The 23,791-nt window shown below is 67.5% G+C and carries 24 protein-coding genes; 17 read left to right on the top strand and 7 right to left on the bottom strand.

The features are described from left to right. Nucleotides 1-108: 108 nt before the first annotated feature. The 4 genes from J2T21_RS05835 to J2T21_RS05820 all read left to right on the top strand — a co-directional run bounded on the left by J2T21_RS05835 (nt 109) and on the right by J2T21_RS05820 (nt 2,948). Complete coding sequence (locus J2T21_RS05835; RefSeq protein WP_307579401.1) at nt 109-510, top strand: helix-turn-helix domain-containing protein; 402 nt, start codon at nt 109-111, stop codon at nt 508-510. Between the two features lie 102 nt (nt 511-612). Continuing rightward, entirely contained in the window at nt 613-1,269 is a 657-nt protein-coding gene (locus tag J2T21_RS05830) for a GerMN domain-containing protein (protein ID WP_307579399.1), read from the top strand. Nucleotides 1,270-1,322: 53 nt separating this feature from the next. After that, nucleotides 1,323-2,591, top strand: coding sequence for an aminotransferase-like domain-containing protein (locus J2T21_RS05825; RefSeq protein ID WP_307579562.1), 1,269 nt, complete (start codon nt 1,323-1,325; stop codon nt 2,589-2,591). A gap of 60 nt (nt 2,592-2,651) precedes the next feature. Continuing rightward, the gene (locus J2T21_RS05820; protein ID WP_307579397.1) at nt 2,652-2,948 is read left to right on the top strand and encodes a DUF503 domain-containing protein; all 297 of its coding nucleotides are present in this window, start codon (nt 2,652-2,654) and stop codon (nt 2,946-2,948) included. A gap of 42 nt (nt 2,949-2,990) precedes the next feature. Here J2T21_RS05820 and J2T21_RS05815 read toward each other — a convergent pair whose 3' ends face one another. The 3 genes from J2T21_RS05815 to J2T21_RS05805 form a co-directional block, all read right to left on the bottom strand. Next, the gene (locus tag J2T21_RS05815; protein ID WP_307579395.1) at nt 2,991-4,460 is read right to left on the bottom strand and encodes an L-lactate permease; all 1,470 of its coding nucleotides are present in this window, start codon (nt 4,458-4,460) and stop codon (nt 2,991-2,993) included. A 208-nt stretch (nt 4,461-4,668) separates the two neighbouring features. Then, nucleotides 4,669-5,121, bottom strand: a complete 453-nt coding sequence (locus tag J2T21_RS05810; RefSeq protein WP_307579393.1) for a DUF4383 domain-containing protein — start codon at nt 5,119-5,121, stop codon at nt 4,669-4,671. A 113-nt stretch (nt 5,122-5,234) separates the two neighbouring features. After that, nucleotides 5,235-5,612 carry a winged helix-turn-helix transcriptional regulator gene (locus J2T21_RS05805; protein ID WP_307579391.1) on the bottom strand — a complete coding sequence of 126 codons (378 nt, stop codon included), beginning with the start codon at nt 5,610-5,612 and terminating at the stop codon, nt 5,235-5,237. 105 nt (nt 5,613-5,717) lie between these two features. On the opposite strand from J2T21_RS05805, the gene J2T21_RS05800 reads away from it, so the two are divergent. After that, on the top strand, nt 5,718-6,326 hold the full coding sequence (locus J2T21_RS05800) for an NAD(P)-dependent oxidoreductase (protein ID WP_307579389.1): 609 nt from the start codon (nt 5,718-5,720) through the stop codon (nt 6,324-6,326). Nucleotides 6,327-6,425: 99 nt separating this feature from the next. Here the strand turns inward: J2T21_RS05800 and J2T21_RS05795 are convergent, their stop codons facing one another. After that, nucleotides 6,426-7,355, bottom strand: coding sequence for an alpha/beta fold hydrolase (locus J2T21_RS05795; RefSeq protein WP_307579387.1), 930 nt, complete (start codon nt 7,353-7,355; stop codon nt 6,426-6,428). A 370-nt stretch (nt 7,356-7,725) separates the two neighbouring features. Here J2T21_RS05795 and J2T21_RS05790 point away from each other — a divergent pair, with 370 nt between their 5' ends. Genes J2T21_RS05790 through J2T21_RS05775 form a run of 4 tightly spaced genes read left to right on the top strand, consistent with a single transcriptional unit; the run spans nt 7,726 to nt 12,928 of the window. Then, nucleotides 7,726-9,390: an ABC transporter substrate-binding protein gene (locus J2T21_RS05790; protein ID WP_307579385.1), complete on the top strand. Its 1,665-nt coding sequence runs from the start codon at nt 7,726-7,728 to the stop codon at nt 9,388-9,390. A gap of 27 nt (nt 9,391-9,417) precedes the next feature. Continuing rightward, nucleotides 9,418-10,395, top strand: coding sequence for an ABC transporter permease (locus tag J2T21_RS05785; protein ID WP_373457894.1), 978 nt, complete (start codon nt 9,418-9,420; stop codon nt 10,393-10,395). Then, entirely contained in the window at nt 10,392-11,285 is an 894-nt protein-coding gene (locus tag J2T21_RS05780; protein WP_307579383.1) for an ABC transporter permease, read from the top strand. Before J2T21_RS05785 ends, J2T21_RS05780 begins: the two co-directional genes overlap by 4 nt. Further along, nucleotides 11,282-12,928 (top strand): dipeptide ABC transporter ATP-binding protein, encoded by a 1,647-nt coding sequence (locus J2T21_RS05775; RefSeq protein WP_307579380.1) that lies wholly within the window; start codon nt 11,282-11,284, stop codon nt 12,926-12,928. Before J2T21_RS05780 ends, J2T21_RS05775 begins: the two co-directional genes overlap by 4 nt. Nucleotides 12,929-12,947: 19 nt before the next feature. On the opposite strand, the gene J2T21_RS05770 is transcribed toward J2T21_RS05775, so the two are convergent. Further along, nucleotides 12,948-14,081, bottom strand: a complete 1,134-nt coding sequence (locus J2T21_RS05770) for a cation diffusion facilitator family transporter (RefSeq protein ID WP_373457893.1) — start codon at nt 14,079-14,081, stop codon at nt 12,948-12,950. Continuing rightward, the gene (locus J2T21_RS05765; RefSeq protein WP_307579378.1) at nt 14,078-14,434 is read right to left on the bottom strand and encodes an ArsR/SmtB family transcription factor; all 357 of its coding nucleotides are present in this window, start codon (nt 14,432-14,434) and stop codon (nt 14,078-14,080) included. The genes J2T21_RS05770 and J2T21_RS05765 overlap by 4 nt, the downstream gene beginning before the upstream one ends. A 154-nt stretch (nt 14,435-14,588) precedes the next feature. Here J2T21_RS05765 and J2T21_RS05760 point away from each other — a divergent pair, with 154 nt between their 5' ends. Genes J2T21_RS05760 through J2T21_RS05750 form a run of 3 tightly spaced genes read left to right on the top strand, consistent with a single transcriptional unit; the run spans nt 14,589 to nt 16,118 of the window. Further along, on the top strand, nt 14,589-15,161 hold the full coding sequence (locus tag J2T21_RS05760) for a Chromate resistance protein ChrB (protein ID WP_071214110.1): 573 nt from the start codon (nt 14,589-14,591) through the stop codon (nt 15,159-15,161). Between the two features lie 7 nt (nt 15,162-15,168). Then, nucleotides 15,169-15,597, top strand: coding sequence for a DUF1232 domain-containing protein (locus J2T21_RS05755; RefSeq protein ID WP_307579376.1), 429 nt, complete (start codon nt 15,169-15,171; stop codon nt 15,595-15,597). An 11-nt stretch (nt 15,598-15,608) separates the two neighbouring features. Next, the gene (locus tag J2T21_RS05750) at nt 15,609-16,118 is read left to right on the top strand and encodes a DUF2127 domain-containing protein (protein WP_307579374.1); all 510 of its coding nucleotides are present in this window, start codon (nt 15,609-15,611) and stop codon (nt 16,116-16,118) included. Between the two features lie 40 nt (nt 16,119-16,158). Here J2T21_RS05750 and J2T21_RS05745 read toward each other — a convergent pair whose 3' ends face one another. Then, on the bottom strand, nt 16,159-17,460 hold the full coding sequence (locus tag J2T21_RS05745; RefSeq protein WP_083411085.1) for a benzoate/H(+) symporter BenE family transporter: 1,302 nt from the start codon (nt 17,458-17,460) through the stop codon (nt 16,159-16,161). Nucleotides 17,461-17,750: 290 nt separating this feature from the next. Here J2T21_RS05745 and benA point away from each other — a divergent pair, with 290 nt between their 5' ends. From benA to J2T21_RS05720, 5 genes are all read left to right on the top strand, one after another. After that, nucleotides 17,751-19,151: a benzoate 1,2-dioxygenase large subunit gene (benA, locus tag J2T21_RS05740; RefSeq protein WP_071214498.1), complete on the top strand. Its 1,401-nt coding sequence runs from the start codon at nt 17,751-17,753 to the stop codon at nt 19,149-19,151. Further along, a complete protein-coding gene (benB, locus tag J2T21_RS05735; protein WP_071214113.1) occupies nt 19,129-19,674 on the top strand; it encodes a benzoate 1,2-dioxygenase small subunit in 546 nt (181 codons plus the stop codon). The genes benA and benB overlap by 23 nt, the downstream gene beginning before the upstream one ends. Before the next feature lie 123 nt (nt 19,675-19,797). Continuing rightward, nucleotides 19,798-21,351 carry a benzoate 1,2-dioxygenase electron transfer component BenC gene (gene benC / locus J2T21_RS05730; RefSeq protein ID WP_307579371.1) on the top strand — a complete coding sequence of 518 codons (1,554 nt, stop codon included), beginning with the start codon at nt 19,798-19,800 and terminating at the stop codon, nt 21,349-21,351. Beyond that, complete coding sequence (locus J2T21_RS05725) at nt 21,348-22,187, top strand: 1,6-dihydroxycyclohexa-2,4-diene-1-carboxylate dehydrogenase (protein ID WP_083411086.1); 840 nt, start codon at nt 21,348-21,350, stop codon at nt 22,185-22,187. Before benC ends, J2T21_RS05725 begins: the two co-directional genes overlap by 4 nt. Nucleotides 22,188-22,413: 226 nt before the next feature. Then, nucleotides 22,414-23,775, top strand: coding sequence for an MFS transporter (locus J2T21_RS05720; RefSeq protein WP_286135303.1), 1,362 nt, complete (start codon nt 22,414-22,416; stop codon nt 23,773-23,775). The last annotated feature ends 16 nt before the right edge of the window (nt 23,776-23,791 follow it).

Raw genomic sequence — 23,791 nt, 5'->3', positions numbered from 1 at the left:
AAGCAGCTTGATCAAGTTACTTGACCAGTTTCATGCCCTCCGGCCGGTGCCGCCGACCAAGGACGCGCCACACCGGCACTTTTGCCTCGAATCATGCATGATGGAAGCATGTCGCTTCCAACACCCTCATTGAGCAAGGCCCGGGCCTTCCCCGCACTGGAGAAGAAGGCCGCGGCACGGCTCGCGGCAGCCCTGGACGAGTCCGCGGACACCACCGTTTTTGTCAACGGCACCACCCTGCAATTGCCCGACGTGGCCCACGCGGCGCTCATTGATGTCCTGCAGCGCATGGCGCGCGGCGACGAGGTGAGCGTGAGCACCGTCGAGTCCTTGCTGAACACCTCGCAGGCGGCGAAGATGGCCGGGGTTTCGGCCAGCTACCTGCGCAAGCTCACCGACTCGGGAACCATCCCGGTCGAATACCGGGGCACACACCGCAGGATCCGTCCGGCCTCCGTCCAGTCCTGGCTGGACGCACGGGCGGCAAGCCCGACCGACACCCCGGAATAGACCCAACCGCAACACCCCCGTGCTGGTTTCGGCGCCCGCCTTTCGCCTAGGTTGGAAGTGGCCGCAGTGGCCGGCGTCGTTGCCAAGAAGGGGTTGGGTGCCATGCTCCGGAATCGAATAATCAGGCTTTCGCTGGCCTCGGTGGCGGGTGCCGGCTTGGCCCTTTCGCTGTCGGGCTGCTTCGGCGGTCCCGCCGAAGCCCCGACCACGACCGGGATTCCGGAGTCCGGGGTCCCCTCCTCCACGGCACCGGCAACGGACACACCCGCGAGCGCCACCCCGTCCCCCTCCGTCACGGCCACACCCACGCCTTCGCCCTCGGAAACGGCGCCCGCCACGAGCCCTTCGACCACGACATCGGCCTTGACGATCTTCTACGTAGCCCTCAACGACCAGGGAAAATCCGGCCCGATGATCGGGTGCGGCGACAGCATCGTGGCCACGGAGACCGGGCCGGTGGTGTACGCCAGCCAGGTGGAGGCGGCGATGAGCGACCTGCTCGATGACAAGGACGCGCAGCACGGCGAATCGGGCTTGATGAATGCGCTCGCGAGCTCGAACCTCACATACGTCTCATCCTCCGTCGCCGGCGACACGGTCACGGTGAAACTGACCGGGGAGCTCAGCTCGGGCGGGGTGTGCGACGATCCGCGCATCATCGCCCAGCTCACCTATACCGCGATGGTTGCCGCCGGCACGGGCGAAGCGAAGGTCCTGCTCAATGGCATCGACGTCAACGAGTACTTGAGCCAGAAATAGCCAGGTGTTGACGTATAGGCAACAACTGTTGATAAGGTTCGGATGTGAGCTCAATTACAGGACCCCTTGCGGGCAGTGAAACCGAAATCGCCCTCGAACGCGCCGCCGCGCACGAGTCGCTCTTCTCCGAACGCGCCTCGCACATTAAGCAGTCCGCGGTCCGCGACGTCTTTGAACTTTCCCTGGACCCGTCACTGGTTTCGCTGGCCGGCGGCAACCCGTACCTGCAGTCCCTGCCGCTGGAAAAGCTCGGGGCCATGGCCTCGGAGCTGATCGCGAACCAGGGCATGACGGCGTTGCAGTACGGCAGCGGCCAGGGCACCGAGGAACTTCGCGCCCAGATCTGCGAGGTCATGGCCGAGGAAGGGATCACCGGGGTCGACCCGGATAACATTGTCGTCACCACCGGGTCACAAGCCGCACAGGATGTCGCCTGCAAGGTCTTCTGCAACCCCGGGGACACCGTATTGTGCGAGGACCCCACCTATGTGGGCGCGCTGAACACCTTCGAGGCCTACCAGGTGCGTGCAGAACCCATCGGCACGGACGAGCACGGGCTCATTCCCTCCGCGCTGCGCCAACGCATCGGGCAGCTGCGCGAGGCCGGCGCACGGATCAAGTTCCTCTACACGATCCCCAATTTCAACAACCCCTCGGGCATCACCCTGGCCGCCGAACGCCGCGCGGAAATCGCCGAGATCTGCATCGAGGAAAACATCCTCATCCTGGAGGACAACCCCTACGGGATGCTGCGCTACTCCGGCGAGCCGATCCGCCCGCTGCGCGCCGACTACCCCGAGAACGTCATCTACATGGGCTCGTTCTCCAAGATCCTCGCCCCCGGCCTGCGCATCGGCTGGGCGGTGGTCCCCACCCACCTGTTCCGCCGCTTCTACCTCGCCGCCGAGGCCGTCACGCTCTGCCCGGCAACGTTCAACCAGATGCTGATCAGCAAGTATCTCGACGGGCACGACTGGCGCGGGCAGATCCAGACCTACCGGGAGCTGTACGCCGGGCGTTGCGCCGCGATGCTCGAGGCGCTGGATGAGTACATGCCGGAGGGTGTCGGCTACACCCGGCCCGAGGGCGGCTTCTTCATCTGGGTCACCCTGCCGGAGGGAATCGACACCTATGCGCTGCTGTCCCAGGGCATCGAGGCCGGGGTGGTCTTCATCCCGGGAGCCGCCTTCAGCCCCAACGACGAACCCAGCCACCGGCTGCGCCTGGCCTTCAGCGCGGTCCCCGAGGAAAAAATCCGCGAGGGCGTCAAGCGCCTGGCCCCGGTGCTGGCCGCTGCCATCGCCGAGAACGGCGTGCGCTAGAAACCACGCGCAGCCCCCGCCTGGCCGGCAAACGGGCGAGGCGTGGCGCATGATGTAACCATGTGGTTTGGATGGATCGAGTTCGACCTGCTGCTCGGCGAGGTGCACTCGCTCAAGGCCAAGCGCTCCGTCGTGCGCCCGATCCTGGCCGAGATCCACCGCCGCTTCGAGGTGTCCGTCGCGGAGACCGCCAGGCAGCAACTGCACCGGCGTGCCGGGATCTCCGCCGGGCTCGTCGCGGCCGACGCCGCCCACGTGATCGAGGTGCTCGACGGGATCGAGCGGCTGGTCGCCTCGCGGCCGGAGGTGGAACTGCTCAGCGCCCGCCGCCGGCTGCATTCTTCCGAGGACGAGTAGCCGCGTCGGTGCACTGCCCTTGGCCGACTTGCCGGCAGCCAGCTAGTGAATCACCCAGGTGACCGCGCCCAGCAGCGTGCACACGATGACCAACAGCACCCCGAGCCGCGGGGCGATCCACGCGGTGACCTCGTGCTCGCTCGGCGGCTCTTCCTCCGGGACGGAACCGGAAACCGAGGCCACCGGCAAGATGGCCAGCCCGTAGGCCAGCAGGATCCGCGAGGGCGAGAGCATCGTGGCCATCGAGGCGGTGACATTGGAAACCGCGACGATCTGCAGCACCGAGGAACCCATCGCGGTGGCCGCTTGCGCCTGGGTTGCCGCGAGCATGGAGTTTGCCGCGGTGTTGGATCCGGAGATGAAGCCGGCCAGCCCGTTGATGACCGGCCCCAGCACCAGGTATCCGGTGCCGATCCCGGCGAGCGCCGCGCCCAGTTCCCTGCCCATGCCGGTGGCCGCAAGCAGGGCTCCGAGGATGGTGAAGCCCCCGGTGGTCACCCCGATCGGGATCCAGCTTCGGTAGGCCACATGGGCCCGCGTGCGCAGTTTCCGGTTGCCTCCGCCGAGCGAGGCGGAGGCATATTGTGCGACCAGGCAGGCGACAACCAGCCACACCCCGCCGCTGGTCAGTGCGCGCTTGAGCAGCGAGGGTTCCATGGGGGAGGTCAGTGCCCTGGCCACCAGCAGCCCGACGGTGAGCACCCCGTAGGGCAGCAATGCCACCCAGACCGCACGTCCGGCGGACACCAGGGTGCCTCCGACCTTGAACGCCAGCAGGTGCACGGCCAACACCAGCAGGGAACCGACGATTCCGGCCGGCGGGGTTCCCATGAGCAGGTTGGCGGCGAGGATTCCGGCGTTGAGCAGCACCGCGGCACCCAATAGGTGCGCCAGCAGCCGCCCGGGGTGGGGCGAGCCGGCCCGCAGCACCAGCCAGGAGACGATTCCCGCACCCAGCACCACCGGCAGGGTCATCAGTGCCGAGCGTACGCCCACGTCGAAAAGGGTGAGTCCGGCCAGGTCCGCCGCCACGAGGGTGCCGGGGCCGAGCGCTCCCCACGGGACCGCCACCAGCCCCAGCAGGCTCAGGATCGCCGAGCGCTTGATCGAATGACCCAGCTGCAGCAGCAGCGGGACACCCACAGTGACACCGATGCCGAACCCGGTGACGGATTCGGCAAACGGGACCAGCCCGAAGATCACCAGCACCGTCCCGGCCTGTTGGTTCGAGGCGCTTTGGCGCAGCCAGCCGGAGATCCTGTCCATGGCGCCGGTTTCGGTGGTGATGCGCGAGAGCAGCACCCCGGCGAAGAGGATCAGCAGCACCTCGAGGATGGTGGGGCCGAACATGGCCCCGGCGTCCAGCAATTCAGCCAGCGGGGTGGGGAAAAAGAAGATCGCTGCCAGCACCCCGGTGACCAGCGACCAGGTCGCCATGGTGGTCGCCCTGGTCTTGGCGAAGAACAGGGCCATGGCCACCACGATCGGGGAGGCGGCAGCCAGTGCCAGCATGCGGCGCATCCTTTGTTCGGGGTGCCGCACCTGGAAGTCGAGGCGGCATGTTCTGCTGCGATTGAGGATACCTGTCCGTGGCAGTAACAACGACTTCCTGGCGGCTGCTGCACCACACAGCCGCGGCAGCAGGAGACCCGCCGCACGATTCACCATGTGAACGTACGGCGGGTCCCGGGATCGGCTTCAGTTTGCGGCGGGGACGTGCCTAGGACGCGCGGCGGGCCGGGGCCGGATTCCGGCCAAGAACCAGGCCCAGTCCGGCCATGCCAACGCCGAGTGCAAAGTGCAGCACGTTGTCAGCCGTGTTGACCGGGACGAAGTTTGCGGCGCTGGCTTGGTCGATGAAGACCCCGTAGAAGCCCAGGACCAAGTAGACAATCCCACCGACGACCAGGAACGCCTTCGCCTTCGCCGCGTTGCGCCACAGCATGACACCCAGGACGCCGAAGAGCAGGTGGACACTGTTGTGCAGGACCGAGACCTGGAAGATGCCGAGCAACATTGAGCTGGAGTGGTGTCCGGCCATCCCCAGGTGTTCGGTGTTGCTGGTGATGCCGGGGATGAATCCCAGGACACCAACCAGCAGGAATACCGCGCCAGCGGCCAGTGCAACATATTGCACCAGAGTGCGGTGGGTGGTGGTGTGTGTCGAGGCCATGGTGGGCTCCTTGGGTTCCTGTCGATCTTCAACGCAGCTGCGTTGCCGACACCAGGTATTCGGAACCACCGTGTAAGCGGATTGCCCTCGGGGCGAAGATCTTCCGGCCTCGGCTAGGCATTGTGGAGTTCGTCGTAGTCGCTCCGTGCCCGGAGGATGGATGCGGCATGGATTTGCGACCATTCCCGCATGACTTCCAGGGGACCGAGCAGGGTGCCGCCGAGCCTGGTGAGTTCGTATTCCACCCGGGGCGGGATCTCGGGGTAGATGGTGCGGGTCAACAAGCCGTCACGTTCTAGCTGGCGAAGTGTTTGGGTGAGAACCTTGGGTGTGACCCCACCGATGTCGGCCCTCAGCTGCGAGAAGCGGCGGGGCCCGGACTTCAGGGCCAGGAACACCAGCGGCGTCCATTTGTCACCCATGCGTTGCAGGACCAGACGCGAGGGGCAGTCGGGGCTCATGACATCGAAAGCCGCACCAGTGGTATCCATGGGGTAACCATATTACGTTGAGGTACTCGATATCAATTGGATATCATTGGGGCAATGACACGGCAGGCCCGCCCGCCCGCCACCCTAGAGATCAAGGAACCACCCATGAAGATTGCCGTATACGGAGCCACCGGAATGGTCGGCAGCCAGATCGTTGCCGAGGCCGCCAAGCGTGGCCACGAGGTCACCGCGGTGTCCCGCAGCGGGCGCGAGGTCGCCGGAGCCGCCTCCGCAACCACCGCCGAACTCGGCGACACCGCGGCCTACCGCGCACTGGCCAAGGAAAATGACGTCGTCGTCTTCTCGATCCCGCCATCGCGCACCGGCGATTCCCACCAGCCGTTCATCGACGCCCATGAAGAGATCTCCGAGACCCTGGTCCCTGCCCGTGTCTTCGTCGTCGGCGGAGCCGGCGCTACCGAAGTCGATGGGGTCCGCCTGTTCAACACCCCCGGGTTCCCCGAGGAGTACATGCCCGAGGCCCGCACCATGGGCGAGGTCCTGGACTTCTACACCTCGGCCTCGGGCCTGGACTGGACCATGCTGGCCCCCGCCCCGGTGATTGCCCCGGGCGAGGCCACCGGCAACATCGTGCTGGGCAACGATTCCCCGGCCGGGGACCACGTGAGCACCGGCGACTTCGCCGTTGCCGCGCTGGATGAAATCGAGGACCCGAAGCACCTGCACCGCCGCTTCACGGTGGCCAGCGCCTGACCCTGCCCGAGGTTCCACCTGGCGGATCGCCGGGATCCCCGAATTGCCGGGGAGCCCGGCGATTTTCATTTCCCGCCACTCCACGGGAAGACTGCAAGCTCAAGGCCCTGGCTCGGGCACCCGGCCTGCGGGACTGTTCCCCCGCAGCCACTCGAGCGCGTAGCCGGGGGCCGTGTCGCCCTCCTCGAGAAAGAAGGACAGGTGGGATCCCTCCATCCAGTAGAGCTCGGAGCCGGGGATCCGCTCGTGGGCATTCCGGGCGTTCTCCGGCGGCACGGTCGCGTCCCCGGAGGCATGCATGATGAGCGTGGGGCACGTGATGGCCTCGAGGCCCAACGGGGCCAGCGCCCTGAAGGTCACAAGGTCGTTGTCGAGTCCCTCGCGGCGTCCCGCCCAGCCGGAGGATGCCAGGAGGATGGCCTCGAGGTGCGCGATCCGGACCGGATCGGCGGCCACGGCGGCCGCCAGGTCGGCGGCCCGGGCCCCGGACATCTGGCCGAACCGCCGGAACAGGAACTTCAGCATCGGGGCCGCGGAATGGCGGAGGAACCACAGCTGCAGCTTGATGGCCGGATCCCTGGCGCCCAGCCTGGCGAACGGCACCGGGGCGACCGAATGGCTGATGGAGTCGACCTGGAGCAGCCGCGAGACCTTCTCCGGGTGCCTGGCGGCCAGGGCATAGGCCGCGGGGCCGCCGCCCGAGCCACCAAACACCGAGATTCCATTGATGCCGATCTCGTCCAGCAAGGCCGCCAAGGCGTCGGCCTGTTCCGCGGGCGAACTTCCCGTGGACAGCGGTGTCCCCAGGTAACCCGGGCGGCTCGGGGCAATGATGCGGAACCCGTTGACCCGGAAGAATTCAGTGGCCACCAATCCCTGGTCGCAGCCCCCCAGGGTGCCGTGCACCGCAAGGATGGGCTCGCCTTGGCCCCGGTCGGCGTATTCCACGGGCCCCGCGGCGGTGTCCGCGATGGTGCGCGGGTGCGAACGGCAGGAACGCAGATCTTCGGGCCGCAGTGGTATCTGCATGCTTCCATGGTGGCACTGCGTGCCTGTCCACAACATGCCTGCGCGTGCCGGATTTTCGGGCCCGGCCGATGAACGCCACCCTCGCCGCCATCGACCTCCGGACCCTCCACCCCGGCGGCATCCCCAACACCCCGGTGATCCACAAAGGATGTGGTGGGGCCGGGGTTCGCCGGCTCCACCACGCCCCGCGGCCCAAAACCGTGCAGCTTGGGGTCAGCCCGCACCTGTTATGACCTCTCCCACAGACCCCTGTCCGGGCGCAGGGTCCGGACTAAGGTTGATGGCGGTGCCCACCCGTCAAGACCCCCAAGAGGGCGGCGACGGATACCCGACTTCACTTCATCTTCATTGGTTCGCAGGAAGCAGCTTCATGAATAACGTTCGTCCCTTGACCCGTCGCCTGTTCCCGGCCGCCTTCGGCCTTGCCGCAGCACTCGTGCTTGCCGGCTGCGCCCCGGCCACCACTGCTCCCGAGTCCGGCAATGACGCCGGCACCCCGGTCGCCGGCGGCACCCTGGTATACGCCTCGGGCGACGCCGAGCCCAGCTGCCTGGATCCGCATGTGGGCGGCAACTACCCGCAGGCCCTGGTCTCCTCGCAGTACCTGGAGACCCTCTACACCAAGGACGCCAAGGGCAACCTGGTCCCGTGGCTTGCGGAGGACTCCACGGTCTCGCAGGACGGGCTCACCCGCACCGTGGAGATCCGGCAGGGCATCAAGTTCACCGACGGCACCGCGTTGGACGCCGCCGCAGTGAAGGCCAACTTCGAGCACCTGCTCGATCCCAAGACGGCCTCCTCCACCGGGTACCTGGCCCTGGGCAAGATCGATTCCATGAAGGCGCTGGATGCGGCCACCCTCGAACTGAAGCTCAAGAGCCCGGACAACTCGCTGCTGGAGTCCTTCTCCATGCCGTGGGTCGCCATCGAATCCCCCACCGCGCTGAAGCGCAGCCAGGAAGAGAATTGCGCGGCCCCGGTGGGCACCGGCCCGTTCAAGGTCGAATCCTGGAAGAAGCAGGACGCGGTGAACCTGGTCCGCAACGAGGACTATGTGCAGCCCGTCGCCACGGACGGCCACGAGGGCGCGGCCTACCTGGAGGGCATCACCTGGCGCTTCATCCCCGAGGCCGCCACCCGCTACGCAGCACTGCAGGCCGGCGAGGTGCAGGTCATCGACAACGCCCAGCCGGACACCATTGCAGCAGCGGCCAAGAGCCAGGGAATCAAGCACCTCGACGCCCCGCGCCCCGGCGCCTCGAACCGCATCGAGCTGAACTCCTCCAAGGCGCCTTTCAACGATTCCAAGGTCCGCGAGGCCTTCATCCACGCAGTGAACGTGGATGCCGGCATCGACTCGCTCTTCTTCGGCACCGCGCCGCGCTCCCACTCCCCGCTCTCCAGCGTCGAGCCCCTGGCCTACTCCGCCGAGACGCTGTTTGCCTACGACCCGGCCAAGGCCGGGGAACTGCTGGATGCCGCCGGCTGGACCGAGCGCGACCCCGAGGGCTACCGGACCAAGGACGGGGAGCGCCTGTCACTGGTCTTCCCGGTGAGCACCAGCCAATCGATCCCCGCCGAGCAGTCGCTCTTTGAGCAGCTGCAGGCCACGGCCAAGGAATCGGGCATCGAAATCAAGATCAACCTGCTGGATCTCTCCAGCTGGTACGGCGAACTGTTCAAGAACGACTACAACCTGGTGTCCGCCCCCTACACCAAGGTAGGACCGAGCGTGCTGAGCATCCTCTTCCACTCGGATTCCACGATCCCGGCGCCCTCGGGCTACTTCGCCAACCTCTCCCAGGTCAAGGACCCGGCGCTCGATGAGCTGCTGGACGCCGCGGGTTCCACCGCGGACGAGGCGGAGCGCAAGGACAAGTACGCACAGGCGCAGAAGCTGGTGCTCGAGGGGCACTACCTGCTGCCGCTCTATGACCAGCAGAACCACTTCCTGTACTCGGAGAAGCTGAGGAACGTGGGCGCAACCACCGCGGTGGCCACCCCGACGTTCTTTGACACCTGGCTGGCCAAGTAGCCGAACGCCGAAAACCACACTCCGAAGATGAACCAGCCCATGCTTGCCGGCGGGCGGTCGACCCGGGTTGCCGGGGCGGCCGCCCGCCGGGTGCTGGGCAAGATCGGCGGAGGGCTGTTCGTGTTGTGGGCAGTGGCCACCGCGATCTTCTTCGGCATCCGGATGATTCCGGGCGACCCGGCCGAGGCGATCATGGGCGGGCCGGGCTCGCAGGCCTCGGCCGAGGCGCTGGCCCAGGCCCGCGCCGACTACGGTTTGGATGCGCCGCTGTACGTGCAATATTTCAGCCAGTTGTGGCGCCTGGCCACCGGGGACCTGGGCACTTCCTACTCGCTGAAGACCCCGGTGGCCGAGGTCCTGGGGGAGCTGGTCCCGCCCACCCTGGTCCTGGCCGTCCTGGCCCTGCTCGTGGCCTGGGCGCTGGCGCTGGTCGTCGCGGTGCTCTCCACGCGCAGCGGTGCCCTGGGGTCCGCGTTGGCCTCGGGCCTGGAGATCGTCTCGGCCGCGGTCCCGCACTTCTGGCTCGCCAGCGTGCTGATCATGCTCTTCGCCACGGCTCTGGGCTGGCTGCCGCCGGTGAGCACCAATGCGCCGGCCGGCCTGGTGCTGCCGGTGGCCACCCTGGCCCTGCCGCTGGCGGGGTTCCTCGGCCAGGTCATGCGCGACACCCTGGAAACGGCACACCGCTCCCCCTTTGCCCTCTCCGCCCGGGCGCGCGGGGAATCGGAGACCGGGGTGCTGCTGCGCCATTCCCTGCGCCACGCCGCGCTTCCGGGCATCGCCCTCTCCGGCTGGGCGTTCGGCTCGCTGCTCTCCGGAGCGGTGGTCGTGGAGTCCATTTTCGCCCGGCCGGGCCTGGGCCGTTCGCTGCTTTCGGCGGTCTCCGCCCGCGACATCCCGATGGTCACCGGCGTGGCCCTGCTCTCGGCCGGCGCCTACGTGGTGATCATGGCCTTTTCCGATCTCGCCGAGCGCCTGGCCGACCCGCGGATGGCGGCGGCATGAGCATCGACAAGCGGGAGCTGACCCCGGGCGACCCGGTGCTGGCCCAACACACCGCGAGGCGACCGGCTCCCGGCACCCGGGGGCTGCGGGCGGTTGCAGCACGCCTGCCGTTGCTGCTTTCCGCCGCGGTGCTGGCCTTCTTCGTGCTCGCGGCGCTTCTCCCGAATGTCCTGGCACCCTTCGACCCGTTGGCCATCAACCCGGCCGACGCGTTTTCGCCTCCCGGGGCAGCGCACCTGCTGGGCACCGACGAGTCCGGGCGCGACATCTACTCCCGGATCATCCACGGCTCCCGGCCCTCGCTGCTGATCGGGGCCGCGGCCACCGCGATCGGCCTGGGCCTGGCCCTGCTGCTGGGCACGATTGCCGGCTTCGGCGGCAAGTGGCTGGACTTCGGGGTCGGACGCATCCTGGAGGTGCTCTTCGCGCTGCCCGGCCTGCTGCTGGCCCTGGTCTTCATCGCGCTGGCCGGACCGGGAGTCGGGACCACGGTGGTGGCCGTCGGGCTGACCACCGCACCGGGGTACGCGCGGATGATCCGCGCGCAGATCATCGCGCTGCGCACCTCCCCCATGGTCGAGGCCGCCACGGTGCTGGGCCGCTCCCGCGCGAAGATCCTGGCCACGCACATCCTGCCCAACGCGCTGGCGCCGATCGCGGTGCTGGGAACCCTGGGGCTGGGGCAGGCGGTGGTCTGGGCCGCGTCGCTGAGCTTTCTGGGTCTGGGCTCCCCTCCCCCGGCTCCCGAATGGGGCGCCATGCTCTCGGCCGGACGCACCTACCTGGCCCTGGCCTGGTGGATGACGTTCTTCCCCGGCCTGGCGATCGTGCTGGTGGCCGCGGCCTCCACCGTGCTTTCCCGTGCGCTGAAAACCGCAGGTGCCCGATGACTGCCGCCGCACCGCTCCTGCGCGTCGAAAACCTCGACGTCGCCTTCGGCGAAACCCCGGTTGTCTTGGACGTTTCATTCACCGTCAAACCCGGTGAATGCCTGGCGCTGGTCGGTGAATCCGGCTCCGGAAAGTCGGTGACGGCCCGTTCGCTGATGGGTTTGACCGGGCCGGGATCCACCGTGCGCGCCAACGCACTGGAGGTGGCAGGCGTCGATGCCCGGGGCCTGTCCCAGCGTGCCTGGCGCTCGATCCGCGGCAAGCGGGTGGGGTTCATCCTGCAGGACGCGCTCACCTCGCTCGATCCCCTGCGCAAGATCGGCAAGGAAATCGACGATGCGCTGCGTTTGCATGGCTCCGGCTCCGGGGCCGCGCGGGCGGCCCGGGTCATCGAGCTGCTCGAAGCGGTGGGGCTGGATGACCCGGTGCGCCGTGCCGGGCAGCGCTCGGGCGAGTTGTCCGGTGGCATGCGCCAGCGCGCCCTGATCGCCTCGGCCATCGCGCTGGACCCCGCCCTGGTCATCGCCGACGAGCCGACCACGGCGCTGGATGCGACTATTGCCGCGCAGGTCATGGACCTGCTCGGCACTCTGCGCGCCGCCGGATCGGGCATGCTTCTGATCAGCCACGACCTGGCCGCGGTGGCCAATCTCGCCGATTCGATCGCGGTGATGCAGGGCGGGCGGATCGTCGAATCCGGGCCCGCGGAACGGATCCTGGGCGACCCGCAACACCCGTACACGCGCGCACTGCTGGCCGCTGTTCCCGCCGGCAAGCCCCGATTCGCACCGCTCTCCCCCGCCTCCACGAGGGCTTCCGCCCCGCTGCCCGACACGCCGCAAGAAAGCCAGGCGCAGGCCGGCAGCCGTCCGGTGCTGCGCGCCGAATCGCTGTCCAAGGGCTTCGCGGTCCCCGGTGGCCCCGACTTCGCGGCCGTGAAGGACGTGGGCTTCGAGCTGCACGCCGGCCGCACCCTGGGCGTGGTGGGCGAATCGGGGTCGGGCAAGACCACCACGGCCCGCATGGCCCTGGGCCTGCTGGCCCCGGATGCCGGCACTGTGGAGCTCTTTGGCGAGCCCTGGAGCCAGGTGCCCGAGGCCGCCCGGCGCACCCGCCGCTCCGCGCTCGGCGCCATCTACCAGGACCCGCTGTCCTCCTTTGATCCGCGCCTTTCGGCCGGCGCCCTGCTGGCCGACGCTCTCAGCTTCGGGGCCACCCGCAACCCGCGCAAGCACGCGGCGAAGATCTCCGAGCTGCTAGCGTTGGTGGACCTGGAGGAGGATCTGGCCGGCCGGAACCCGGCAACGCTCTCGGGCGGGCAACGCCAGCGCCTGGCCATTGCCCGGGCCCTGGCCCCGAATCCGCGGGTGCTGATCTGCGACGAGCCGGTCTCCGCGCTGGATGTCTCCATCCAGGCGCAGGTGCTGGATTTGCTCGATGACCTCCAGCAACGCCTCGGCCTGTCCTACCTGTTCATTTCCCACGACCTGTCGGTGATCCGGCACATGAGCGATGAGGTGCTGGTGATGCAGGGCGGGAAGATCGTGGAATCCGGGCCCACCGAAGCGGTGTTCACCGCCCCGGCGCACCCCTACACGCGCACGCTGCTCGCCGCCTCCCCGGGTTTGGTTCCGGGACGCTGAGCAGGGTCCGGGGCGGGGATCAGTTCCCCGGTTCCCGCACCAGCCCGGATTCGACTCGCTCCCCCACGGCATCCAGGCGCCCCGTCCCGGTCTGGACCAACACGTCATCGAGCTTGGGCAGCGCCCGGGCAACGGCCGCCTTGGCCTCCTCCACCGTGGCCTCGACCTCGGAGAGTGCCGCGTCCCGGACCATGACCACGGCCGTGCAGTGCAGCCGGTGGCCGACCCAGCGCAACTGGATCCGCGGGGCTTCCACGATCCCGGGAACCGAGGCGAAGGCCTCCTCGGCCCGGGCCAGCAGGTCGGGCTCGATGCCGTCCATGAGCCGGCGCCCGATGCTGCGAATGATGCCGATCAGCAGGACGATGATGGCCGCGGAAATGAGCAGGCCCACGATGGGGTCGGCCAGCGGGAAGCCAAGCATCGCGCCGCCGGCGCCCAGCACGACGGCCAGGGAGGTGAACCCGTCGGTGCGGGCGTGCACCCCGTCGGCAACCAGGGCGGCGGAGCCGATCCTCCGCCCGATCTTGATCCGGTACATTGCCACGGCCTCGTTGCCGATGAATCCCACGACGCCGGCGGCCAGCACCCAGCCCAGGTGCTCCAGGGGTTGCGGGTGCAACAGCCGGTCGATCGACTGCCAGGCGGCAAGGACTGCGGAGAGGGCCACCACGACCACGATGAACAGTCCGGCCAGGTCCTCGGCCCGCCCGTAGCCGAAGGTGTAGCGCCGGTTGGCCGCCCGGCGCCCGAGGATGAAGGCAATCCACAGGGGCACGGCGGTGAGCGCGTCGGAGAGGTTGTGGATGGTGTCGGCCAGCAGTGCCACCGATCCGCTGAAACCCACCACGATGAATTGCAGGACGGTGGTTGCCAGCAGGATGGCCAGGCTGACCTTCAGCGCCCGGATCCCCTGGATGTTGGATTCCAGGGCGTCGTCGATGGAATCGGCGGCATCGTGGGTGTGCGGAACGAAGAGCTCGAACAGCCATCCGGTGAATCCGGAGCGGTGTTTGTGGCCGTGGGCGCCATGGTCATGGTCGTGGTCATGGTCGGCATGGTTGTGCTCGTGGTCATGCGGGTGGTCGCGATGCCCTGCCGACCCGTGACCAGGGCCGTGGTTCCCCGGCGCGTGGCCGCTCGCCGCACTCACTGTTGCCCTCGGGAATGGTGGGCGGGGGTGCCTCCCAAGGCGTGTTCGGCCTGGTGGATGGCGTCGACGACTAGTTGGCGCGCGTGCTCGTTTTCCAGGCGGTAAAGCACCTTGGTCCCGTCCTGCCTCGTCGAGACCATGCGTGCCAGGCGCATCTTGGCCAGATGCTGGGAAACCGAGGCAGGCGTCTTGCCCAGCAACTCGGCCAGGGCACCGACCGCCATCTCCCCGGACCTCAGGGCCAGGATGATCCGCACCCGGGTGGCGTCCGCGAGCATGCTGAACACCTCCACCGCCAGTTCGACGTACTGGCTGTCGGCGTCCAGGGCACATACTTCGCTATCTGCATTCATACGCAGATAGTTGCATATACTGGTTGGGGATGGCAAGCATTGGCCCCTGCACGGTCAGGACCGGCGTGGCCAACCGAGCTGCGCACTGCCCCGGGAACCAAGTATTCTTGTATAACTTGTTACATTCTTTGATGTAACCATCTATCCTTGCACCATGACATGGTTGGTATTGATCGTTCGTTTGACCGGGGCCTCGTCGCGGCACCGCGTCGCCGTGTGGCGCGAACTGCGCCGCATCGGCGCAGCCCCCGTCTCCCAGGGGGTGTGGACCGTGCCCGACACCCCGCATTTCCAAGGCTCCCTCGCCAAGGTCCAGGACCTGGCGGCCAAGGGCGCGGGCGATGTCATCGTGCTTTCCACGGCGACCGCCGGCGCACCCGGGCAGGAAGCGGTCGCCTCCGCCTTCCGAACCCTGCGGCTCGAGGAGTGGAAGGAGTTCTCCGCCGACTGCGGCAAGTTCGAGGCCGAGATCGCCAAGGAGGTCCGCATCGAAAAGTTCACCCTGGCCGAGCTGGAGGAAGAAGAGCAGAGCCTGGAACGCCTGCGGCGGTGGCACCGCGATCTGAAGAGCCGCGACGTGCTGGAACTGGCCGAGGCCGGCGCGGCCGAAGAACACCTGAAGATCTGCGTCGCACGCCTCGAGGAGTATGCCGACATGGTCTATGCCCGGCTGCACAACGATGGTTCCCCGGACGAACAGGGAACCACGGATTCCGGGCGGGGCTGAGTCCCGCATGCCGTGGCTTGAGCCCCTGTTGGTCATCGGCGGCAGCGTGCTCCTGGCCTATGCGGTGGCACTGGCGTCCTTGTGGCTTTACGCGCGCAAGAACCCCGGGGCCGTCGCCCTGGGCGACGCCCTGAAATTGTTGCCCGACCTGCTCCGCTTCCTGGGCAGGCTCGTGTCGGACCGGGAATTGCCGCTGCGTCCGCGCCTGGCCCTGCTTTTCCTGCTCGCCTACCTCGCTTCCCCGATCGACCTGGTGCCGGACTTCATCCCGGTGATCGGATACGCCGACGACGTCCTGGTCGTGGCCCTGGTGCTGCGCCTGGTGGTTCGGGCCTCCGGGAGGCAGTCGCTGGAGAGGAACTGGACCGGGTCGTCGGCTGGCTTGCTGCTGGTCGAAAAGCTCGCGGGATTGGCCCCGGCGGCCCCTGCCGACTAGGAGAAGCGCCCGTGAAAAAGCTCGACTGGTGGGGACGCCTGTTTTGGATCGGCGTCGTTGGCAAGGGCCTTGACGGACTGGCGGAAGTCATCGGCGGCCTGCTGCTGCTATTCGCCAGCCCCGGGACGTTGAACCACCTGGTGGTGCTGCTGACGCGCGAGGAGCTCTCCGAGGATCCCACGGACTTCATCGCCACGCACCTGCTCCACGTGGCCGGCGGGCTGACCGACCAGGGGATCGCCTTCGCCGCCGTCTACCTGCTGATCCACGGCGCGGTGAAGATCGTGCTGGTCACCGCGCTGCTGCGCAAGCAGTTCTGGGCCTACCCCTGGATGATTGCCATGTTGCTGGCCTTCATCGCCTACCAGGGGTACGAACTAGTTGTGGCGCCCACCGGCGGACTGTGGGCGCTGACCATCTTCGACGCCGCGGTCACGGTGCTGACCTGGCACGAATACCGCCGCCACAAGCGTCGGCACGACCTGGTCTCCGACCCGGCGCACCGCGTGGAGCCCGGCTGAACCGGCCCGGATACGCTCCCGGAACCGGTGCCCCGGCGGCTCAGCCCCGGGATTCGGTGGCCGGGACCTGCTGCTCCCGAATTGGGCCCACGGGGCTTTTCCGGCCGCGCGGATTCCGCAGGGCCGTCAGCACCAGATACACGGCCGCACCTGCCAACACGCCCCAGAACGGTGCCACGACGCCGAAGGGGGAAATGCCCGAGGCCGTGACGATCAGGGTGACCACGGCGGCCTCGATGGCCGCCGGCCCATGCCGCCCGGCATCAAGCATGTCCAGCATCGACCCCTGCAACGCGCCCAGCAATGCCACCCCGGCCATGGCGGTGATCAGCTCGCCCGGCACCGCGTCAAAGAGGTCCAGGATCGTGGCGCTGAACAACCCGAAGCCAATGAAGAACAGTCCACCGGCAACCCCTGCGACATAGCGCTTGGCCGGGTCCTCGTGGGCCTCGCGCCCGCAGCAGATTCCCGCGGTGATGGCCGCGAGGTTGATGGCGTGCGACCCGAACGGCGCAAAGAGCACGCTGGCCACGCAGGTGCCGGCCAGCAGCAGCCGGTCGTTGGGCTCATAGCCGCTGGTGCGCATCATGACCAGTCCAGGGCCGTTCTGTCCGGCCATCGTCACGATCAGCAACGGGATGGAAATGCCCATGATGGCCTGGATGGAAAAGGTGGGAACCGTGAACAGCGGGCTGGTCAGCGCCAGCGACAGCTCCGGGGCCTGGGCCTGGCCGGCCGCCACCGACAGCAGCACGCCAACAACCAGGGCACCTGGCACCGCGTACTTCGGGAACAGTCGCCGCCCGGCAAAATATGCCACCACCAATCCACCGGCGACCAGCGGCGAGGCAAGCACCGCCTGGGTCACGTTCAGGACGAACGGCAGCAGCACCCCGGCCAGGACGGCCGCAAGGATCGGCCGCGGAACCACGGCCAGCAATTTCCCGAACAGCCCGCTCAAACTGAGCACCAGGCCCAGCAACCCGGCCACCAGGTAGGCCCCGACGGCCTCGGAGAATTCGTAGTCCCCCAGCACCGTCAGCAGCAGCGCCGCGCCAGGAACGGACCAGGCCACCACGACGGGCTGGCGCGTAAACAGGCTCAGCACCAGGCCCACGATGCCGCTGCCCACCGATACCGCCCAGACCCAGGACGTGGTCTGCGCCGATTCGAGGCCCGCCCGCTCGGCGGCCTGGATGATGACCAGCATCGGGCCGGCATAGGAGACCGCCACGGCGATGAGGCCTGCACAGATCGCGCTGATCGAGACATCTCCCCAGAACCCCGGGCGGCGGGCCTTTCGCCCGGTGGCTGCGGTTTCCTCGCGATGGCTGTCGGGCACGGGGCGGGCCGCCTTTCGGGTGGGGAATGCCCGGGCCCGTCGCCGGCGGCATGGCCGCGGTAAGGGCCCATGGCGCTTGGCCACCAACGCTACGGTGCCGGTGAACACCAGACAAATACCCAGAATAGTGTGATTGATATCTCAATCCACTCAATGAACCCCACCCTTGGTCAAGCCTAGGCATATGCCCAGTGTGAGTTCGCGCACGTACTGGCATGGTGTAGATCATGGTTTCGCCACCCCAGCGGTGGACCCGGGCGCCAGCGCCCCTATGAAGGATGGAGCACACCATGACTGAAACTCTCAATGCAGTCTCGACCTTGCTCGACGACGCACTCGTCGACAGCCCGGAGACCGGCGTCTTCCGCGCCAACCGGAACATCTTCACCGACGAAGAGGTCTTCGAACTGGAGATGAAGCACATCTGGGAGGGCAACTGGATCTACCTGGCCCACGAATCCCAGATCCCGAACATCGGCGACTACTTCACCACCAACATCGGCCGCCAGCCGATCGTGATCTCGCGCAACAAGGAAGGCGTGCTCAACGCCCTCATCAACGCGTGCAGCCACCGTGGTGCGATGCTCTGCCGCCGCAAGACCGACAACCGCACCACGTTCACCTGCCCCTTCCACGGCTGGACCTTCAACAACTCCGGCAAGCTGCTCAAGGTCAAGGACTCCCGCGGCGCCGGCTACCCGGAGGGCTTCAACAAGGACGGCTCGCACGACCTGACCAAGGTCGCCCGCTTCGAGTCCTACCGCGGCTTCCTCTTCGGCTCGCTGAACGCGGACGTCAAGCCGCTGACCGAGCACCTCGGCGAATCCACCAAGATCATCGACATGATCGTGGACCAGTCCCCCGAGGGACTTGAGGTCCTGCGCGGCTCCTCCACCTACACCTACGACGGCAACTGGAAGCTGCAGGCGGAAAACGGTGCCGACGGCTACCACGTCTCGGCCACCCACTGGAACTACGCCGCCACCCAGGCCCGCCGCGCGGCCGGCGAATCCTCCAACGACACCAAGACCATGGATGCCGGTGGCTGGGACAAGCAGGAGGGCGGCTACTACTCCTTCGACAACGGCCACCTGCTGTTGTGGACCGAATGGCTGGACCCGGCCAACCGCCCGTTGGCCGAGAAGCGCGACGAACTGGTCGCCGCCCACGGCGAGGCCAAGGCCGACTGGATGATCGGTGTTTCCCGCAACCTCTGCCTGTACCCGAACGTGTACCTGATGGACCAGTTCTCCTCGCAGATCCGCGTCTTCCGCCCGGTCGCCGTCGACAAGACCGAGGTCACCATCTACTGCATCGCCCCGGTCGGCGAATCCGACGAGGCCCGCGCCAACCGCATCCGCCAGTACGAGGACTTCTTCAATGCCTCGGGCATGGCCACGCCGGACGACCTGGAGGAATTCCGTTCCTGCCAGAAGACCTACATGGCCACCGCCGCCAAGTGGAACGACCTTTCCCGCGGCCAGGCGCACCAGATCACCGGTCCCGACGAGAACGCCAAGAAGATCGGCCTGGAGCCGATTTCCTCCGGCGCCCGCACCGAGGACGAGGGCCTGTACCCGATCCAGCACGGCTACTGGTTGACCACCATGCGCGAGGCCGTCGCCGCCGAGGCGGCAAACACCACCAACGGAACCACCGAAAAGGGGCATGACATTGACTGCAACCACTGACGCCATCGTCACCGAGGTACAGACCAGCTCCGGGCCCCTCGCGCTGGAGGACATCAAGCAGTTCCTCTACCGCGAGGCCCGCTTCCTGGACGACCGCGACTTCGACCGCTGGATCGACTGCTACCACCCCGAGGCCACCTTCTGGATGCCCGCCTGGGCCGACGACGACAAGCTCACCGAGGACCCGCAGCGCGAGATTTCGCTGATCTACTACGGAAACCGCGGCGGCCTGGAAGACCGCGTCTTCCGCATCAAGACCGACCGCTCCAGCGCCACCTCGCTGCCGGAGCCGCGCACCGGGCACAACATCTCCAATGTCGAGATCGTGTCCGTCGACGGCGACAAGGTTGATATCCGGTTCAACTGGTTCACCCTGTACTACCGCTACCAGAACGTCGACACCTACTTCGGCACCTCCTTCTACACCATCGACTACTCCGGCACCCAGCCGGTGATCATGGCCAAGAAGGTCGTCCTGAAGAACGACTACATCCACCACGTGGTCGACATCTACCACATCTAGTCCCGTCCCGGGCCCCTCCCAGGCCCTTCGAGACCGGCGTGGGGGGGCGTTGATTCGCCCCCGCACCACCACCTTGCACCTCTTGCCGCACCACCCTGCACTATTTTGAAAAGAGCTCCCCTCATGACCTATCAGGTTGCCCTCGCCTTCGAGGACGGAATTACCCGGTTCATCAAGGTCGGACCCCGCGAAACCGTCGCCGATGCCTCCTACAAGGCACGGATCAACATCCCGCTCGACTGCCGCGACGGCGCGTGCGGCACCTGCAAGGCCTTCTGCGAATCCGGCACCTTCGACGCCGGCGACTACATCGAGGAAGCGCTGACCGACGACGAGGCCGAGAAGGGCTTCTGCCTGCCCTGCCAGATGGTCCCCGAGTCCGACCTGGTGCTGCAGATTCCCACCACCTCGGACGTCGCCAAGACGACTGCCACCACCTACTCCTCGACGCTGACAGAGATCCGCCGCCTCTCCGAGACCACCTACGCGTTCAGCCTCGAGATCGAGAACCGCGACGAGCTCTCCTTCCTGCCCGGCCAGTACGTGAACATCGAGGTTCCCGGCTCCGGCGGCCAGACCCGCTCGTACTCCTTCAGCTCCGGCCCGGAGGTCTCCACCCTCTCCTTCCTGATCCGCATCACCGACGGCGGATTGATGTCCACCTACATGCGCGACGTCGCAGCCGTCGGGGACCAGATCAACTTCACCGGCCCGATGGGCAGCTTCTTCCTGCGCGATCCCAAGCGCACCTCGCTGCTGCTGGCCGGCGGCACCGGACTGGCCCCGCTGCTGGCCATCCTGGAAAAGCTCTCGGGCATGGACACCCCCCACCCGACCCACCTGATCTACGGCGTCAACACCGACACCGACCTGGTCGAGCTCGACGTGCTGGAGGACTACAAGTCGCGCATCGACGGCTTCACCTTCGACACCGTCGTCGGCGACCCGAACAGCGCCGCGGAAAAGAAGGGCTACGTCACCAACCACTTCGAGCCGCACCACCTGGTCGAGGGCGACGTCGACATCTACCTCTGCGGTCCCCCGCCGATGGTCGAGGGCGTGCGCCGCCACCTGGAGGCCGAGGGCATCAAGCCGCAGAACTTCTACTTCGAGAAGTTCGCACTGGCCGTCACCCCCGATGCCGCCGCACCGGCACCCGAAGCGGCAGCTGCTCCGGCGGAGGCTCCCGCCTCCGAGGCCCCGGCAGCCCTGCCCGCCTACGAAATCGGCGAAGAGCACGCAACCTTTCAGGCGCAATTCGACGCGCGCATGGCTCTGGAACTGGCCATCGTTGAACTGACCATGGGCAAGCTGACGCCCGAGCAGCTTGTCGAGTTCAAGGTGCTGGCCGAACTGGCCGGCAAGACCCTGGACGGCGAGAAGTTCGTCAGCTCCGAGGAATTCACCATCACCAACGAGGCCTTCCACCAGTTCCTGTTCAGCTGCGTCGGCAACGAACACCTGTTGCAGGCGTACAACCGCCTGGAGGTCCCCGCGACCATGGCCAAGGTGCTGCGCAAGGAGCACTGGATCGACGGCGCGGTCGACGCCGACCACCTGCAAATCGTCGCCGCCTTCGAAAACCAGGACCTGGCCGCCGCCCGCACGGCCATCATCGCCCACAACGAGCACGCCAAGGCCACCATGGCCGCGGCGTCGCGCACCCCGGGCAAATGAGCGCCGACAACACGGCGGCACACCAGGCCGCCACGACCTCCCTGCCCGAGTCCTTCCACGCCGGACGCTTTGACTCCAAGGTCGTGCTGATCACCGGGGCGGCCCAGGGCATCGGCTGGGCCGTGGCCCGGCGGATCGCCGCCGAGGGCGGGGAACTGGTCCTGGTGGACCGGTCCCCGCTGGTCCACGACGTTGCCGAGGGCCTGCGGGCCCACGGCGTGCACGCCCTGAGCGTGACCGCCGACCTGGAGGTCTTCGAGGGCGCGATGTCCGCGGTCACCGCCGCGGTCGGCGAATACGGCCGGATCGACGTGCTCATCAACAACGTCGGCGGGACCATCTGGGCCAAGCCGTACGAGCACTACACCCCGGAGGAGATCAGCAAGGAAATCCAGCGTTCGCTCTTCCCCACCCTGTGGATGTGCCGCGCCGCGTTCCCGGAAATGATCAAGGCCGGGTCCGGCACCATCGTGAACGTTTCCTCGGTGGCCACTCGAGGCGTCAACCGCGTCCCGTATGCCGGGGCCAAGGGCGGGGTCAAGGCCATCACCTCGGCCCTGGCCATGGAGGGGGCTGCCCACGGGATCCGTGTGGTGGCCACCGCGCCGGGCGGCACGCAGGCCCCCGAGCGCCTGGTCAAGCGAGGCCCCTCACCCGAGGGCGAGCAGGAGCAGGCCTGGTACCAGCAGATCGTTGACCAGACCGTCGATTCGACCCTGTTGAAGCGCTACGGAACCCTTGAGGAGCAGGCCGGTCCCATCGCGTTCCTGGCCTCCGACGAGGCTTCCTACATCACCGGCAGCACCCTGGCGGTGGCCGGCGGGGACCTGGGCTAGGCCCCGTCCCCGCCCCCCATCCGGGTCGCAGGCGGCGGTCTTGCCGCCGCCTGCGACCGGTATCCACCAGCACCAAGTTTCCACCCCAGCAATTCCACGGCCCGCCACCCGGGATCCCCCGGGCCACGGCTTCCACACCCCGGGGAATCCCCCGAGGTACTTGTTCGTGCCCTGACACCCGCACAATGCCGTGCGCGCCGGGCCCATGAGACAAACGGAGCACAACGTGAAATCACCGGAACCAAGCACCCTCGCAAGGCAAAAGAGCACCGTCCGCTGGGTGGTGGCCATTGCCGCCATCGCCCTGATCTTCGACGGATACGACCTGGTCGTCTACGGAACCATCGTCTCCACCCTGCTGAACGATCCCTCCCAGCTCGGGGAAATCGGCCCCGCCACGGCCGGGGTGCTGGGCAGCTGGGCCCTGTTCGGTGTCATGGTCGGCGCCCTGACCACCGGCGCGGTCGGGGACTACCTGGGCCGGCGGAAAATCATGATCACCGGCATCATCTGGTTCTCCGTGTTCATGGGCCTGACCGCCCTGGCCCCGAACGTCTTCGCGTTCGGTGCCCTGCGTTTCGCCACCGGGCTCGGGGTCGGCGCGTTGGTGGCCACCGCCGGCGCGGTCGTGGCCGAGTTCGCCCCCAAGGGCAAGCGCAACTACTACAACGCCATCGTCTATTCCGGCGTCCCGGTCGGCGGCGTCCTGGCGTCCCTGCTGGCCATCGTGCTCCTGGACCACATCGGCTGGCGCGGGCTCTTCCTCGTCGGTGCCACCCCCATCCTTTTCCTGCTGCCCATGGCACTGGCCAAGCTCCCGGAATCCCCCGAATGGCTCATGGCCCGCGGCCGCACCGAGGACGCACAGCGCGTCTCGATCCGCACCGGCGTCCCGATCACCGAACCCGTTGCCACCGGCGCCCACGCCCTTCTCCCCGAAGCCGTTGACACCAAGATCGGCTTCCGGGCACTGGCCTCCAGGAAGTACGCGCTGCCGACCCTGCTGCTGGGCCTGATGAGCTTCGCCGGCCTGATGCTGACCTACGGCCTGAACACCTGGCTGCCGCAGATCATGTCCCAGTTCGGCTACGGCAAGTCCTACTCGCTGGCCTTCCTGCTGGTGCTCAACGCCGGCGCGGTCTTCGGCGGGCTCATTGCCTCCGTGGGCGCCGACCGCATCGGTGCCAAGCGCGTGGTCTCCACGACGTTCTTCCTCGCCGCGGTCGCCATGGTGCTGCTGACCATGCAGCTTCCCTTCGGCATCCTGCTCGCACTGGTAGCGGTGGCCGGGGTTGGAACCATCGGCACCCAGGTGCTGATCTACGGGTTCGTTTCCAACTACTACAACTCCGCCGCGCGCGGCGCCGGCGTTGCCTGGTGCGCCGGGTTCGGCCGGTTGGGCGGCATCTTCGGTCCGTTGATCGGCGGGCTGCTCATGGCCGCGGGCGTGGAAAACCACATCGCCTTCTACGTCTTTGCCGGGGTTGCTATCGTTGGTGCATTGGTCACCGCGTGCGTTCCGCTGCGGAACTCGGAAACCGGCATCCCGGTACGCGCCGTCAAGGCACAGGCCGGCATCGCAAAATAAGCACTGGTCGGGTGCA

It is taken from the genome of Paeniglutamicibacter psychrophenolicus, assembly GCF_030812255.1.
In the GTDB taxonomy this organism is placed as follows: Bacteria; Actinomycetota; Actinomycetes; order Actinomycetales; family Micrococcaceae; genus Paeniglutamicibacter; species Paeniglutamicibacter psychrophenolicus_A.
Note: the sequence above shows the minus strand (reverse complement) of the source record. Positions and strands in the feature narration are given on the sequence as shown.